This is a genomic window from Teichococcus aerofrigidensis (assembly GCF_054073225.1).
In genome coordinates, this window is record NZ_JBSXMU010000083.1 from 1 (window position 1) to 15,579 (window position 15,579).

General features: G+C 71.1%; 14 protein-coding genes and 1 tRNA gene. 14 read left to right on the forward strand and 1 reads right to left on the reverse strand.

From position 1 onward, the window contains the following. The first annotated feature begins 361 nt into the window (after positions 1–361). The 9 genes from ACVMLK_RS15485 (at position 362) to ACVMLK_RS15525 (ending at position 10,045) form a co-directional block, all read left to right on the forward strand. On the forward strand, positions 362–1,696 hold the full coding sequence (locus tag ACVMLK_RS15485; RefSeq protein WP_457486887.1) for a tyrosine-type recombinase/integrase: 1,335 nt from the start codon (positions 362–364) through the stop codon (positions 1,694–1,696). 1,399 nt (positions 1,697–3,095) lie between these two features. Next, a complete protein-coding gene (locus tag ACVMLK_RS15490) occupies positions 3,096–4,697 on the forward strand; it encodes a hypothetical protein (protein ID WP_457486888.1) in 1,602 nt (533 codons plus the stop codon). Between the two features lie 101 nt (positions 4,698–4,798). Beyond that, a complete protein-coding gene (locus ACVMLK_RS15495) occupies positions 4,799–5,083 on the forward strand; it encodes a helix-turn-helix transcriptional regulator (protein ID WP_457486889.1) in 285 nt (94 codons plus the stop codon). After that, positions 5,083–5,352 carry a hypothetical protein gene (locus ACVMLK_RS15500; RefSeq protein WP_457486890.1) on the forward strand — a complete coding sequence of 90 codons (270 nt, stop codon included), beginning with the start codon at positions 5,083–5,085 and terminating at the stop codon, positions 5,350–5,352. Before ACVMLK_RS15495 ends, ACVMLK_RS15500 begins: the two co-directional genes overlap by 1 nt. 777 nt (positions 5,353–6,129) lie before the next feature. After that, a complete protein-coding gene (locus ACVMLK_RS15505; RefSeq protein WP_457486891.1) occupies positions 6,130–6,963 on the forward strand; it encodes a hypothetical protein in 834 nt (277 codons plus the stop codon). Then, positions 6,960–7,232 (forward strand): hypothetical protein, encoded by a 273-nt coding sequence (locus ACVMLK_RS15510; RefSeq protein ID WP_457486892.1) that lies wholly within the window; start codon positions 6,960–6,962, stop codon positions 7,230–7,232. Before ACVMLK_RS15505 ends, ACVMLK_RS15510 begins: the two co-directional genes overlap by 4 nt. Beyond that, positions 7,229–7,444 (forward strand): hypothetical protein, encoded by a 216-nt coding sequence (locus tag ACVMLK_RS15515; protein ID WP_457486893.1) that lies wholly within the window; start codon positions 7,229–7,231, stop codon positions 7,442–7,444. The genes ACVMLK_RS15510 and ACVMLK_RS15515 overlap by 4 nt, the downstream gene beginning before the upstream one ends. 179 nt (positions 7,445–7,623) lie before the next feature. Continuing rightward, positions 7,624–8,361: a DUF7146 domain-containing protein gene (locus ACVMLK_RS15520; RefSeq protein ID WP_457486894.1), complete on the forward strand. Its 738-nt coding sequence runs from the start codon at positions 7,624–7,626 to the stop codon at positions 8,359–8,361. Beyond that, positions 8,351–10,045: a hypothetical protein gene (locus ACVMLK_RS15525; protein WP_457486895.1), complete on the forward strand. Its 1,695-nt coding sequence runs from the start codon at positions 8,351–8,353 to the stop codon at positions 10,043–10,045. The genes ACVMLK_RS15520 and ACVMLK_RS15525 overlap by 11 nt, the downstream gene beginning before the upstream one ends. An 826-nt stretch (positions 10,046–10,871) precedes the next feature. Here ACVMLK_RS15525 and ACVMLK_RS15530 read toward each other — a convergent pair. Further along, a tRNA-Ser gene (locus ACVMLK_RS15530) sits at positions 10,872–10,961 on the reverse strand. Positions 10,962–11,193: 232 nt separating this feature from the next. Between ACVMLK_RS15530 and rplU the strand changes: the two genes are divergently transcribed. From rplU to ACVMLK_RS15555, 5 genes are all read left to right on the forward strand, one after another. Then, positions 11,194–11,511 (forward strand): 50S ribosomal protein L21, encoded by a 318-nt coding sequence (gene rplU, locus ACVMLK_RS15535; RefSeq protein ID WP_198365770.1) that lies wholly within the window; start codon positions 11,194–11,196, stop codon positions 11,509–11,511. A gap of 26 nt (positions 11,512–11,537) precedes the next feature. After that, complete coding sequence (gene rpmA / locus ACVMLK_RS15540) at positions 11,538–11,807, forward strand: 50S ribosomal protein L27 (RefSeq protein ID WP_422921856.1); 270 nt, start codon at positions 11,538–11,540, stop codon at positions 11,805–11,807. Positions 11,808–11,917: 110 nt separating this feature from the next. Further along, on the forward strand, positions 11,918–12,928 hold the full coding sequence (gene obgE, locus ACVMLK_RS15545; RefSeq protein ID WP_457486896.1) for a GTPase ObgE: 1,011 nt from the start codon (positions 11,918–11,920) through the stop codon (positions 12,926–12,928). Beyond that, positions 12,925–14,040: a glutamate 5-kinase gene (gene proB, locus ACVMLK_RS15550; RefSeq protein WP_457486897.1), complete on the forward strand. Its 1,116-nt coding sequence runs from the start codon at positions 12,925–12,927 to the stop codon at positions 14,038–14,040. The genes obgE and proB overlap by 4 nt, the downstream gene beginning before the upstream one ends. A 65-nt stretch (positions 14,041–14,105) precedes the next feature. Beyond that, entirely contained in the window at positions 14,106–15,500 is a 1,395-nt protein-coding gene (locus ACVMLK_RS15555) for a hypothetical protein (protein ID WP_457486898.1), read from the forward strand. The last annotated feature ends 79 nt before the right edge of the window (positions 15,501–15,579 follow it).

Sequence of the window (15,579 nt, forward strand, 5' to 3'; positions counted from 1 at the left end):
GATTTGGCTACCATCGTGGCTATTCGCGGCTACCGACAATCTTCGCAACGGAACCAACTGTTTACCCCTGTCCGGAAGCATCGCGTGGGCTGAAATGTGGGCTGAGATCTAGAAGTCTCGGGATTACCGTTTCAAATCAACAACTTACAGAGAATATCTGGCGGAGAGGGTGTCCGCCCCTACCCCAAATCAGGGCGTATCACCCCGTCTAGCTCCGTGCAGCGTTCTCCATTCCGAACAAACACTTACCGTCTAGCAGCGTCGTCTCGCGTGTTACCGCATATCACCCAAGCCGCGTTTTCGTTGGGGGTAGGGTTGGGGGTAGGTTACGATCTACCCCCAATGGCGGAGGGTTTCGGGGGTGGCCGGCAAGAGCAACACACTGACGGTGCGGGCAGTGGCGACGGCGCGGCACCCCGGCACCCACAAGCGCCCGGTCCGCATCGGTGACGGTGGCGGCCTCTACCTCCAGATCGCCCCCGGTGGCGGTAAGTCCTGGCTCTTCCGCTACCGCCTCCGCGCCCGCGACCGGGAGATGGGCCTGGGCAGCGCCGACCCGGATGGCCGCAGCGGCGGCGTCACTCTCGCCGAGGCGCGCCAGAAGGCCGCCACCGCCCTCCGGCTGGTGCGGGAGGGGTATGACCCCCTGGATACCCGCAGGGCCGAGGAAGAAGCCCGCAGGGCCGCCGAGGAAGCCGCCGCCGCCCAGCCCCGGACCTTCCGCATGGTGGCCGAGGACTTCCTGGCCGAGCGGGAGAGCGGGTGGAGCAACCCCAAGCACCGGGCGCAGTGGGCGGCCACCCTCACCACCCACGCCTATCCCGTGCTGGGCGAGCTGGGCGTGGCCGTGGTGGACACCGAGCATGTGCTGACGGTGCTACGCGGCATCTGGACCCGCACGCCGGAGACCGCCTCCCGCGTCCGGGGGCGCATCGAGGCGGTGCTGGACTTCGCCAGGGCGCGCGGCTGGCGGGAGGGGGAGAACCCGGCCCGCTGGCGCGGCCACCTGGCCGAGGTGCTGCCCAGGCCCCGGAAGGTCCGCCGGCCGGAGCACCACCCTTCCCTGCCCTGGCGCCAGATGCCGGCCTTCATGGCGGCGCTGCGGGGCCGGGAGGGCGTTGCGGTGCATGCCCTGGTCTTCGCCATCCTGACGGCCGCCAGGACGGGCGAGGTGCGGCTGGCGCGCTGGCAGGAGATCGACTGGCAGGAGCGTGTCTGGCTCGTCCCGGCGGAGCGGATGAAGGCCAAGCGCCGCCACCGTGTTCCCCTCTCCCCGGCCGCCCTGGCGGTGCTGGAAGCCGTCCGACCGCTGGGGCGAGGCAAGACCAGCCTGATCTTCCCCAGCCCGCTCAGAGCCGGCGCGGCGCTCTCCGACATGACGGTGGCGATGGTGATCCGCCGCATGAACACCGAGGCCGGTGGCGATGAACCGGCATGGCGGGATGCCGAGGGCCGGGCGGTGGTGCCGCACGGCTTTCGCAGCACCTTCCGGGATTGGGCGGGGGAGACGCGGCCGGAAGGCCGGGAGGTGGCCGAGGCCGCCCTGGCCCATACCATCCGCGACAAGGCCGAGGCGGCCTATGCGCGCTCCGACCTGCTGGACCGCCGCCGGGGACTGATGGACGCCTGGGCCGACTGGTGCGGCAGGCCATCCGGCAAGGTGCTGCCGCTCTCCCGCTCACCCCGCGCCGGCTGACCGCCACCGCCGGCTCCGGCTGGTTCCTGCCGCCTCCCTTCCTGTCCTTCTCCCTCCCCGTGCCCCTCCCTGGGGGCCTGCGGCTGCAATCCAGATGCGCTGCGTGTGCATTTCCACGCGGGGCTCCTGGCCTCTAAGCATCTGTATTCCCTCGCGAAAGAGGCCCTATATCCCCCTTTTCTTTTTTGTAGACCCTAAAGGGATGTAGCGTTCCCAGCGTTCCCAGCGTTCCTCCACAGGATAAAGCACTGATATTGGCCGCGTATTCTGGAACGCTAAACTTTTGGTTAGCGTTCCCAGCGTTCCGCTCAGCGTTCCCGGCATGGCGGACAGCAGGATGCATGTGCCCAACGCATTGCTTGTCCCTGTGGCGGTGGCGGTGGCGGTCAAGCGGATGGATGGCAGGGGGTGGAGCGAAAGTCGGGCCGCTCTCCGGCTAGACCGCACCCCTCAGCAACTTCGCGCGCCCGCGAAATCGGACAGAAAAGCTACATGTCAGTCGCTTGCCTGCCTCTCCCGCCGGAGGCTGCGGGGTAAGGGGGGGTCCAATCTCCAGGAGCTATGGGAGCCCGGACCGTGCTGGGGGCATTCTCGTGTGGCCGCAGTATTCGCCGATCTTTTTTCCGGCGCGGCCGGCAAGCGTCCGCCATCCGGACGGTTGCCCTCGCCCGCCTCCGCCAGGCGCTTCATCTCGGAGGCGCGCTGGCTGGGAATGCCGATCTCGGGGAGGGTGGCTGGCTTCGGTATGTCCGGAGTTTGGGCATACTGGCTGACTGGTTGGTTGGGCTTTGCCACCTCGCCCCGCTCCTGCGCCGCGCGGAGTTCCGCGCCGATCCGCGCCTTGCTCCTAGACCCCCACCCCCATGGGTCCTTCCGGGCGGGAATTTGCGCACAGTGGTTTGAGCCGCGCCGGTCCGGTAGTGGCGCCGCAAATTTCCGCGCAAATGGCGCAATCCATCCCGGACACTCCGCTCCGCTCTCAACCCCTCGGTTCCTGGCATGAGGTACCGCGCCGCCGCCACCGCCCGCCGGCAGGGAGGGGGGGGTACCCCCCCCTCCTTGGGTCCTTCCTGGCGATGGACGCGACCACGGGTAATTCGCGCCCCGGTTTCACCCTCTGTTTGTTAAGGAAAAAATCGGCTTCTGTTGCTGTTCCGCTTGTCGGGAGACGGCGGGCTTCGGTGCCATGCCGGAAATCTTTTGGTCTGCCTTTCCGTCTGGCCGCCACCGCCTGCCCCGCTCGTCATATGTACGAATTTCGTCCTTTTGAGCCGCTCGCCCTGGCCGTCTGCCCTGGCATAGATTACGGCCTGGGGCGGCTAGGTTTGGCCGCCGAATTGCCGGGACCCACGCCCGGCCGCCGCCCCACCTCCTGGCGTGGGCTGGTCGTGGGCCGGCAATGGACGATGGAAATGGGGCGCCGGGCGGCGTCCAGAACGCGTGGGCGTCCTTCGGAGAGGTGGCGCGGAGCCTGCTGCCGGACGCCGACCGGGATCGCCTTGCCGATCTGGAACGGCGGTGGCCGCGCGAGCGCCTGGACGTGCACCGGCAATCCACCGGCTGGCACCGCGCCATGGGGTACGCCGGGTACGAAGGGCGGAAGGTAGAGCCCGCGCCATGGCTTCCCGAGCATGACGAGATGTTCGCCCTTCGCCACGAAGCCGGCCTGCGGCTCTTTGCGGCCTGGGAGGCGGGACGATACGAGCTGGAAGGGCGCCGGGGGGCGGCCGGCCACATGGAGCGCATCTCTGCTTCCGAGTGTCGCCGTGGCAATGCCGGCAACCTGACTGCACCGCTGCCCGGCTGGCGCGATGTCATGGCGCGGGTGGCTGGGCCGAAGCCGGGCGTCGTCCTCACCGCCCGGACTGGCCCCAGCACCGCCAGTGGCGTGAGCGATGCCTTCGGCGCCGGCTCTGGCGTCTCCCTGGCCGGCGCTGGAAGGCAGCACGGCTTCGGCGCCTGGGTGTCCGGGCCGCATGGACAGATGAACGAAGGCTTGAGCGTCGCGCATGTGGAAGCGGCGCTGCGCCAGGCCGAGGATGAGCGCCGCCGAGCGCAGGCTGATGAGGATCGCCGCCGGGAGATGGATCGTTTCTGGGACCCGCTCTCCGTCCCTCTTGTTTTTCCGTCATCCCCACCTGCCGCCCCGCCACGCCGCACTGCCGCCCGCCATCAAGACGTTCCTCCTGGTGCTTTGTCGCCGCCGCCCTCCTGGCTGCCCCTGCCTGCCGTCTGGCCGGCCGAGGGCCTGGGGTGGCGCGCGGCCGTGGCGATGCTGCTGCCTTCCGCTGAGCGGGACGAGCTCGTCGCTCTCTATGCGAAGGGCTATCCGCGCGGCCCCATCGGCTCGTTGAACAAGGGGTATGACCGAGAGGCCGAGGCTAGGGCGGAAGCCCTCGCAGGTGTCGGCTGGGCGGCCCTGTGGGCGGGGATCGAGGGCGGCGACATCGAGGTAACAGCCTATGACCCCGAGCGGCAGGAGCGGCGCGCCGTACCTCGCGATCTGCGTTCGCTGATGCGGGAGGGCACGGTATATTTGCGGCTGGAACCCTTGCCCATGCCAGGTGTGCCGTCACCCGATCCGCGTTCGGTTTCCGCCATGCTGACCTTCAGCCCGAACGGGAGGCTGATTAGCGAGGTGGATGAAGATCGGCTGATCTACTGGCGCGAGGTGCGGGTAATGGCGCCGAGCACCTCAGTCGGGACAGCCTCTGCGACTCAGGCTTTGCCGCCACCGCCCACAGCCAGGAAAGCTGTGTCGCCGCCTGGAGCGAACGAGCACTTCACCGGCAGGTATGACCCGAAAGCCTATGGGGAGTGTGTGGCCGATCTGCGATCTAGGGCGGAGGCCAGTCCTGATCAGCGCACAATAGAGAAGAAGGACCACTACGTGCTGTGGAGTGATCGTCTTCCAAAGACGGCCTATCGGGATGCGAGGCAGGAAGCGTTGGCGGGCTTCACGGCCTGGACCGCCGGGGGTGCGAAAAAGCGAAAGCCCTGACCGTGCGGGGAACCGTGCGGAACCCTACCGTCAAACAGTACGGTTGCCCGCACGGTTTTCTGTGACGCTGTTGTGTCTCCCTCACACTGAGGGACACGATCATGGACACCCCCGCACAGCCTACGAGGCGCCGCAGCGCCTTGCTCTCCACCGCCGCCGCCCCGGCCGCCGCCGGATGGCAGGAGCCCGACCCGCACCTCAGCGCGGCGGAAGCCAAGTCCGTGGTTGGCGTGTCGCTCTCGACCTTCTGGGCGGGCGTGCGGACAGGACGCTTCCCGCAACCGTACTACCCTAGCCCGAAGTCTCCGCGCTGGAAGCGCAGCGAGCTGCTGGCCGCCCTGGAAGCCACCCGCGCCGCGCCCGTGCCGGCCAAGGCCGTCCGGTGATGCCCCCGGAAACCCCCGCCGATTTGCTGGGCCGCGCCGCCTACGTCGCCGCTACCGCCGCCTTGGCGGCCCTGCGCGAGGGCAGGAGCCGGCCGCCGGAAGAGACCGGACCGGAGGCCGGACGGGCCGCCTATACCGCCTGCGCGCCGCTCCTGGCGCTTCTGCTGCCTGCGGGGTCGCTCCGCCATGTGATCGCCAGTGGCATCGCCCGCCAGGCGGTGGCGGAGGCGCGGGCGGCGCTGCGGTCGGGCTGGGAGGGGCGGCGATGACCGATCCCGTGATCCTGGCCCAGCGCGTGGAGGCGCTGCGCTGGTTGCATGCCCAGGCCGCGCACGATCGCGCCTTGCTGACATGGCGGAGTGACCATGCCACCCGTTGGCCCGGCCTTCGACCCGGTCCGGACTTTTGCGCGGAGGATTGGCCGCCCCCGGCGGTGGCGGGCCGGAAGGGGCCGCCGGACGAGAAGCTGGTTGACGCCGAGCTCGCCACCGGGCAAGGCTCGCCGCCGGAGCCTGAGAAACTCCTTTGCTGCCGTAAGCGCAACGCCGCGATAGAGCGTCCACACGCATCCATCGTCCGGGGGGCGCATGAGCATGTCCGAGGGTGCCGCGAAAGCGGCTGCCTAAAGTCATGCGCGCCCGACTTACGGCGGGTTTCTCACCCCCGGACGGCTTGCGGCCTGAGAAACCGCCTGCTGCCCGGCAACGCGAACCGTAAGGACCGCACCATGTCGAATGGTGTTTCCGGGCGTGCGCCGTCGCGCCCCGCGCTTGCCCCTTCCACCACCTATGCGCCTGGCCCTCTGCGCCGCGCCTTGGCCTATATCGTCACGGGCAGCCTGCCGCCGCTGCCGCTGCGCGCCGACCTCGCCCGCCTCGCCGTGCCGGCGGTGGCGGGCCTGCTGGGCTTCCTGGCGGGGGTGCTGGCATGACCCGCGCCCCGACGCCGATCCCGGCCCCCGACCGCGCCGAGCATGCCCTGGCCGCCGCTGTGCCGCTGCTGGCGCTGGCTGCCCTGATCTTCGCCGCCTGGGGAGGGTCACTGTGATGCGCCGCACCCTCTCCCGCCGCGCCACCCTGGCCGCCGCACTGCTCCCCGCCACCGCCGCGTCGGCGGTGCCGGTTGCAAATATGGGAGTTCCCCACAATAGGGTTCCTCCCCTTGATGAGGCAAACCTGCCTAGCGGGCAGGTTTGCCTCCGCGAAGGGGAAAACCCCGATGCCGGTCTGGTGCGCCTGTGCGCCGCGCATGTCGCCAATCTTCGCGCGTACAACAGCGACCGGTCCGATCTGGACGAAGATCAGAACCCCCTCTGGCGCGCCTACGAAGCCACGCGCGACGCCATCTCCGCCGCGCGCCCTGCTTCACTGCCTGGGTTGGTGGCGAAGGCTCTCGCGGCGAAGGCCGAGGCCCGGGAGGTCGATGGCGTGGAGCGCCCCGAGCACGGCACGGCAGCAGATTGGAGCTGGGACACCACCAACGATTTGGCGCGCCTCTTCGGCAACGGCGGCGATCCGCTCCCGCCCCTCCCGCAGAAGCCCCACGATGACGCGCTCCTGGTCGATCTGGCGTGGCAGCTTCGCGCCGCGATCCAGACGGAAGAAGCCGCTTGGGTACGGTGCAGCCGCGCCATGGGTCAGCCCCAGGAAGAGCGGCTAGAGGAAGCGGCGAGCGCGGCAACGGACAAGCGCGAGAGCATCCTCGACCGGATCGCCGAGACGCCCGCGACCTCCCCCCTCGGCCTCGCCACGAAGTCGCTGATCGTCTCCGCCGCCGCCACCGGCCACGGCATGACCGATGCGGAGAATGCTGTGGCCGACAGCCTGGCAGCCGACGCGGCTCGCCTCTTTCCGGCGCTGCCGAGGATGGAACCATCATGACGTTGCACCTCTCCCCCGGCGGCGCGCCACCGACCAACCTGCACGACCTCGCGGCGGTGGCGGGGATCGGGCGGACCTTCGCCCACACCTTCCATAATGTGAACGACGCCGACTTCGCCGACCTTCTGCGCCTGATCCATCTCGGCATGCAGCGCCGCGCCGAGGAAGCCGTGGCCGCCGAAGCCTGGGCAAGCTTCGCGGCGGCAGCGCGCGCGGAGCGGGCGCGCATCATCAATGCGGGCGGCGTCCGAGCGGGAGGCCGGGCATGAGCGCGGCCCCCGGCTTCTCGCCCGAGGTGGAAGAGCTGGTGCTGGCCTGCGCCGAGGGCCTCCAAGCTTTCGAGGTACTGCGCGATCTGATCGCCTGCGCCTTCCACGAAGCCGACGACCCGGCAGCGGTGAAGCGTCGGCTGGCCGAAGCCATGGATGCGCTGAGCGAGGGCATGGCCGCGCTCAGCCTCGACGCGGAGGCCGAGGCATGACCGCCGCCACCGCCCGCGAGCTCGCGGAGAAGCTGGGCTTGCGGCGGAGCTACGGCGGCGCGTGGCGCGGCGCGTGCCCAGCCTGTGGGTATCCGACGACCTTCTCCGTCAGAGAGCAGGATGGCCGGCCTCTCTGGTGGTGTGCATCGTGCCAGGACAAGGCCGCCCTGACGGCAGCCGTGCGCGCGGCCCTGGGCGAGGATTGGACGCCGCCACCGCCACCGGCCGTGATCCAGCACCGGGACGGCCCGTCGCCCGCCAGGAAGCGCGCCTGGGCCGAGCGGATGTGGTCCGAGGCGGTGCCCGTCACTGACACCCCGGCGGAGACATATCTTCGCGCCCGCAGGGTGTGGGAGGCGTGGCGGGCCTTCCCGTCTCCGGAGGTGGGGAAACAACTCCGCTACCATCCCCGCGCCGCGCATCCGGCCACGGATCGGCGCTTCCCTTGCCTGCTGGCCCTGGTGCGTCGGGCCACAGATGGCGAGCCGCTGGCGGTGCACCGCACCTATCTGCGCCCTGACGGCAGCGGCAAGGCCGATGTGGAGCCGCAGAAGGCCACCCTCGGCTCCGTGGCGGGCGGCGTGGTGATGCTGCATGCCCCCGTCGCCGGCCGTCCCCTTGTGCTGGGCGAGGGGAATGAGACCGCCCTGGCCGCGTCCCATCTGCTGGGCGCGCCGTGCTGGGCGGCCGTGGCGGCCGGGAACCTTGCCAACCTCGACCTGCCGCCCCTGCCGGCCTGTGATCATGTGCTGATCGGCGCCGACGCCGATCCCCCTGGCCGCGACGCCGCCGCCACCGCCGCGCGGCGGTGGCGGGATGAGAACCGCCGCGTCCGCGTGGCAACCCCTGACAATGACGGCGAGGACTTCGCCGACCTGCTGGCACGCAAGGCCAGGGAGAACCCGAATGGCCGATGACGGCTACACTATCAGCGACGGCGCGGAGCCGCCTCCGACCTCGAACGTGGTGCAGTTGCCCCAGCGCGGCGGCAAGAAGCGTGCTGGCGACAGCAAGAAAGGCGACAAGAAGGAACGGCCGCGCCGGGACGGGAACGCCAGGGACGACGCCATCGAGGCGCTGCTGGACCTGGGCGCCACCTTCTGGCGCGACGCGCGCGGCGACGCCTACGCGACCGTGCCACAGGATGACCGGCTGCTGCGCTTCTCGGTTCGGGGACGGGACTTCAAGAACCTGTTGCGGCTCGTCTATGGCGACCGCCACCCCGTCCTGTCCGAAGGCACTGGCCGCCCGCCGCGCCCCGGCGCGATTCCGGATCAGGCGCTCTCCGAAGCCATCGGCGCCTGCGAGGCGATGGCTCTGCGCGGCGAGGTGCGCGACCCACGCCCGCGCGTCTGTCGCACCCCGAATGGCGTCGTCTGGCTCGACCTCGGGGACGAGACGTGGCGGCTGGTCAAGATCACAGCGGAGGGCTGGGAAGTTGTCGATAGGGCCGATGTGCCGCTGATCCGGCCCGGCGGACTGATGCCGCTGCCCGTGCCCCAACGCGGCGACCCGGCGGCCACGCTGGCCTCCCTGGCCACCATCCTCAACCTACGACCGGGCGACGGTGGTGGCCCCAGCGCCGACCTTCGCCTTAGCGTGGCCTGGCTTGTGGCTTGCCTGTGTCCGGAAGGGCCGTTTCCCATTTTGGCCGTCGATGGCGAACAAGGCAGTGGCAAGACCACGGCCTCGAAGATGCTGCGGCGGCTGGTCGATCCGAACCATGCCGATGCCCGCGCGGCGCCGCGCGAAGAGCGGGACCTGGTCATCGCCGCGCGGAACTCCCGCGTGCTGAGCTTCGACAACTTGTCATCGCTGGACAGTGACATGGCCGATGCGTTGTGCCGGATCGCCTCCGGCGGCGGCTTCGGCGAGCGCATGCTCTACAGCAACGGCGAAGAGCACACCGTCCACGTCTGCAACCCTTGCTTACTGAATGGAATTCCCTCGTTGCTGGCCCGTGGCGACCTCGCCGACCGCGCCATCTCCATCACCCTGCCGCCGATCCCGGACGACAAGCGCAAGCCCGAGGCGGAGGTGTGGCGCGACTTCGAGGCCGCCCGCGCCAGCATCCTGGCGCTGCTGCTGGACGGGTTGCGGATGGCCCTGGCCCGGCTGCCCGGCCTGCATATCGAGCGGCTGCCGCGCATGGCCGACTTCGCCCGCCTCTGCGCCGCCATGGCGCCGGCCTTCGGCTGGACCGAAGCCGATATGCTTGAAGCCCTGGAAGAGAACCGCGCGGCGGCGGTGGCGGGGGTGATCGAGGCGGACAGCCTCGCCATCGCCGTCCGGGGCATCGCCGTGCAGCACGGCCGCTGGGAGGGCCTATCCAGCGAGCTGCTGGCCGCGATCAACCTCGATGTGCCGCTGGACCGGCAGCGGCAGCGGGACTGGCCGAAGGACAGCACCCGCCTTTCCGCCCGCCTCCGGCGCATCGCACCGGCGCTCCGGCGCGGCGGCGTCGAGGTGGTGCTTCCGTCCGGCGGCGGGCGCGCGGGCCGCAAGATCACCCTGCACCACCGGCCGCCCGAGGCGAGCCAGCCCGGCGCCGAGGATGCACCGCCACCGCCACCTTCGGTTGAGTGGTCCGGGGACCTCTAGGCTCCGGCGCCCGGCCCGGCGGCGGAACGCCGGGACCGCTGCAAACCCTTCATCTGGATCGGAGGAAAGCGCGATGCTTGATGCGCGACGCCGTGAACGTGACCGGAACATCGCCTCAAAAGCCGGGATTTCGGCTCTCGGGAACGCTGCGGGACCGCTGCGGAACGCTGTAATGTTTGCCAGCGTTCCGCGTAACGCATTGATCCAGAAGGGCTTGGAACGCTGGAACGCTGGGAACGCTAAAACGCGGAACTTCGGGACGGCTGACATGTGCGGTTATGGGCGTTGAAGCCCTGATCCGCCGCGCCGAGGCGGCCGGCCTCACCCTGTTCCTTGACAACGGCAGGTTGCGGTGGCGGGCCAGCACCCCGCCGCCGGAGGACCTGCTGGCGGCGCTGCGGGCGGCTCGGGACGAGGTGAAGGCGGCGCTGGCCGAGCGCATGACCCCGGCGGCCCAGGGAACCCCGCCACCGCCACCGCCACCGGAGGGGGAGGCATCAGCTCCGGCATCAGGCACCCCCAGGGCGGCGCCGGAGCGGCCGTGGCTGGCCTATAGGCCGGGGCGAGCCTGGGAGAGGGGAAGCCTGGAAGCGCGTGCCACCGCCTATCTCACCACGCCTGGCGCCGAGATTGTTCCTGGCCCCGGCGGCTGGCTCTTCATCACCCTCATGGATGGCCGCTACCTGTATCTCGCCCCGGCCCTGGTGCGACGCCTCGGGGTGCCAATCCCGGAGGCCCGATCGGGGGCAACCTCTGTCTGCGTTGGGGGTAGCGTTGGGGGTAAATGCGATCCGTCGCCCGGAAAGCCGCAGAATACCTAGGGTGCTGGCGGAGAGGGTGGGATTCGAACCCACGGTACCCTTGCAGGTACTTCGGTTTTCGAGACCGACGCGATCGACCACTCTGCCACCTCTCCGCGGGGCGCGCCTGGTCGGCAGGCGGGCGGGGGTATAAAGGCATGCGGGCGGCAGCGCAACGGATGCCGTGCGGGATTTCCGCCATCCCGGACCATCGCCGTTGACTCCCTCGCCGCCTCGGCGCTATACGCCCGTCCTCCCGGCGGGGCCTCGTGCCTCGCCGAAGGCCGTTTCCGGCCGATCCTCATTGTAGACCAGGCCAGTAACGGCAGAGAGCTTTCAGGGCGCACCATGACCTACGCAGTGATCCGCACCGGCGGCAAGCAGTACCGCGTCACCCCGGATGCCGTTCTGACCGTCGAGCGTCTCGACGCCGAAGCCGGCGCGACCGTGACCTTCCAGGACGTGCTCGCCATCGGCGGCGAGGCCGGGCTGACCATCGGCGCCCCCACCGTGGCCGGCGCGACCGTGACCGCGACCGTGGTCGAGCAGAACCGCGGCGACAAGGTCATCATCTTCAAGAAGCGCCGCCGGCAGAACAGCCGCCGCAAGAACGGCCATCGCCAGCACCAGACCGTGCTGCGCATCTCGGCCATCAACGCGGCCTGAACCGGCTTCCGTAGGAGACACTCCCCATGGCTCACAAGAAGGCTGGCGGTTCCTCCCGCAACGGTCGCGACTCCGCCGGCAAGCGCCTCGGCGTCAAGAAGTTCGGCGGCGAGCATGTGCTGGCCGGCAACATCATCGTGACCCAGCGCGGCACCAAGATGGTCCCGGGCCAGAACGTCCTGGTCGGCCGTACCCACTCCCTGCACGCCACCGTCGAGGGCAGGGTGAAGTTCACCCGCCGCGCCGAGGGCCGCGTGCATGTCTCCGTGGAGCCGCTGCCGCAGGCCGCCGAGTAAGCCCGCGCGCCTCCGCGACGACACTTCGACCGCGAACGGGGGCCGCAAGGCCCCCGTTTTCGTTTTTTGGCACCCCCGCTTCCCCCTGCCCGACCGGACCCCCAAGCCTGATGAAGTTCCTCGACGAAGCCAAGATCTGGGTGAAGGCCGGCGATGGCGGCGACGGCGTCGTCGCCTTCCGCCGCGAGAAGTACATCGAGTTCGGCGGCCCGGATGGCGGCAAGGGCGGCAAGGGCGGCGACGTCATCGTTGAGGCCGTGCCCGGCCTCAACACGCTGATCGACTACCGCTACGCCCAGCACTTCAAGGCCCGCAAGGGCGGCAACGGGGCCGGCTCCGACCGCACGGGGGCGGGGTCGGAGGATGTCGTGCTGAAGGTGCCGGTGGGCACCGTCATCCTGGCCGAGGACAAGGAGACCGTGCTGGCCGATCTGGTGCGCGAGGGCCAGCGCGCCGTGATCTGCCAGGGCGGCGATGGCGGCCACGGCAACGCGCATTTCAAGACCTCGACCAACCGCGCGCCCCGCCGCGCCGACAAGGGCTGGCCGGGCGAGGAGCGCTGGCTCTGGCTGCGCCTCAAGCTGATCGCCGATGCCGGCCTGATCGGCCTGCCCAATGCCGGCAAGTCCACCTTCCTCTCCGTGGTCAGCGCGGCGAAGCCCAAGATCGCCGACTACCCCTTCACCACGCTGACGCCGCAGCTCGGCGTGGTGCGGCTGAACGCCACCGAGGAATTCGTCCTGGCCGATATTCCCGGCCTGATCGAGGGCGCGGCGGAGGGCGCAGGGCTCGGCACCCGCTTCCTTGGCCATGTCGAGCGCTGCGCCGTGCTGCTGCACCTGATCGACGGCAGCCAGCCCGATCCGGTCCGCGCCTATGAGACGGTGCGCGGCGAGCTGGCGGAGTATGGCGGTGGGCTGGCGGACAAGCCCGAGATCGTCGCGCTGAACAAGCTCGACGCCATGACCCCGCAGGCCCGGGCCAGCCGCGCCAAGGCGCTGGAGCGCGCGCTCGGCCGCCCCGTCCGGCTGATCAGCGGTGCCACCCAGGACGGCGTGCCGGAGACGCTGCGGGAGCTGGCCGACACCATCCGCCGCCAGCGCGAGGACCAGGGCGCATGACGCCCTCGCTCGCCGCCACCCGCCGCCTCGTCGTCAAGATCGGCTCCGCCCTGGTGGTGGACGGCCAGACCGCGACCCCGCGCGAGGCGTGGCTCGCCTCGGTGGCCGAGGATGTGGCGGCGCTGCGGGCGCGCGGGGTGGAGGTGGTGCTGGTCTCCTCGGGCGCCATCGCCCTGGCCCGCCACGCCCTCGGCCTCACCCGGCGCAGGTTGCGGCTGGAGGAGAAGCAGGCGGCGGCGGCGGTCGGGCAGATCCGGCTGGCGGGGGCCTGGCAGGCCGCCCTGTCGCGCCACGGGCTGAACGCGGCGCAGCTGCTGCTGACACTGGAGGACAGCGAGGACCGCCGGCGCTACCTCAATGCCCGCGCCACGCTGGGCACACTGCTCGATCTCGGCTGCGTGCCGGTGATCAACGAGAACGACACCGTCGCCACCGCCGAGATCCGCTTCGGCGACAACGACCGCCTGGCGGCGCGTGTCGCCGAGATGATCCAGGCCGACGCGCTGGTGCTGCTGTCCGATATCGACGGCCTCTACACGGCCGACCCCCGCACCGACCCCGCCGCCGCCCATATCCCGGTGGTGGAGCGCATCAGCGAGGAGATCATGGCCATGGGGGGCGAGCCGCCGCCGGGCTATTCCTCGGGCGGCATGCGCACCAAGCTGATCGCCGCGCGGATCGCCACCGGCGCCGGCTGCGCCATGGCCATCGCGCTCGGCCAGCGGCCCCATCCGCTGGCCGCGCTGGAGCAGGGCGGCCGCTGCACCTGGTTCCTGCCGGCGCCGGAGGGCCGCTCGGCCCGCAAGCAATGGATCGCCGGCTCGCTCGCGCCGCTCGGCGTGCTGCGCGTCGATGCCGGCGCGGCCGGGGCGCTGCGCCAGGGTCGCTCCCTGCTGCCCGCCGGGGTGCGCGCCGTCGAGGGCAGCTTCCACCGCGGCGACCCGCTTTCCATCCGCGACGAGGCCGGCCTCGAGCTGGCGCGGGGCCTCTCCGCCTATGACGCCGAGGCCGCCCGGCAGATCGCCGGCCGCCGCTCGGAGGAGATCGAGGCCATCCTGGGCTGGCGCGGCCGTGCCGAGATCGTCCACCGCGACGATCTCGTGCTGCTCTAGGCGCGGGGCCGACCCCCTTGCCCGCCGCGGGTGGGACCGCCAGCATCGCCAGAGAAGAGGGTGAGATGTCAGCGGGCGGGCCAATGGTGGATGGGCAGGAAGCGGGGAACGGCAGCGTGGAGGAGGTCCGCTTCGGCGGCTACGAGGCTCGCTTCAGCCGGTGTGCCGCGCCGCGCGGCCTCGTCATCGCGCTGACCGGCGTCGGCAACACCTCGGCGCCCCTCGCCAGCTACGAGTTCGCCGGCAGCCTGGCGCGCCGCCCCGTGGACACCCTGCTGATCCGCGACCAGCTGCGCAGCTGGTACAATGCCCCGGAGGGCTGGGCGGCGCTGCTGGGCTGGCTTACCGGCCGCCTCGCCGGGCGCGACTACGGACACGTCACGATCCTGGGCGTCAGCATGGGGGCCTATGGCGCCCTGCTGCTGGGCGAGGCCCTGCCGCGGGCCCGCGTCGTCGCCATGTCGCCGCCCATCTCGGTCGATCTGGAGGGGGAGGGCCAGGTGGCCATCCGCCACCGGCGCTGGATCCACGACCACGGCATGCGGGGCCTCGACCGGCTCGCGCCCCGCCGCCCGGAGCCGGGGCGGCACCTGATCCTGTTCGGCGATGCCGCGATGCTCGACCTCCGCAACGCCTGGCGCTTCGTCGAGGAGGGCTGGCCGGGCGTCGCCCTGGTGCGTGACGGCCTCCACAACCTGCCGCAGACCCTCAAGACGGAGCGGCGCTTCGAGGGCTTCATCGACGCCCTCGCCACCGGCGCGCCGCTGCCGGCCCTGCTGGCGGAGGCCGGCGCCGCGCCGGCCCATCGGGACAGCCCTGCCTTCCGGCTGCTTCATGCCCGGGCCGCGCTCTTCGCCGGCGATCGTGCCGGTGCCGCGGCGGAGCTGGCGACGGCCGCGCGCGGCCTGGACGGGGGCTCCCTGCAGCTGGGCCAGCTGCGCCTGCTGCGGGCCGGCGTCGACGGCGCGCTGGACGAGGCCATGGCGCTGCTGCGCGACGGAGCCGGCCAGCGGTTGAGCCTGTCGCTGGACGAGGGGATCGAGGCCAGCCTGGCGAGTTCCGAGGTGAAGCGGACCAGCGCCGGCATCCGCCTCGGCCCGGTCTCCCGCCTCAGCCTGCGCGCCGGAGCCGGCGGCGGGCCGCGCCGCCTCGTCCTGCATGGCCTGCCGCCGCCCGCCTTCAACGCCGGGGGCTCGACGGCGCTCACCCTGTATCACTGGTCCGCCGCGGGCCCCGGCGCCCGCTGGACCGCCAACGAGCGGCACTGGCTGGAGGTGCCGGAGCTGCCCCTGGGAGAGGGTGCGGCCGAGTTCCTGCTGCACCGCCCCTGCTTCGGCTCCAGCTTCGACCGGCGCGAGGGCGCCGAGCAATTCGCCTTTTCGGTCTTTCTCCATACCCTGACCTGCACGGCCGCCGGAGCCGCCACCCCGCCCGGTCCCGCAACGGAGCGCCTGACGTGAACGCCATCGCCGAGACGTCCTCCCCCACCGCCATCGAGGCCGCGCTGCAGGAGGCCGCGCGGGCCGCGCGGGTTGCCGC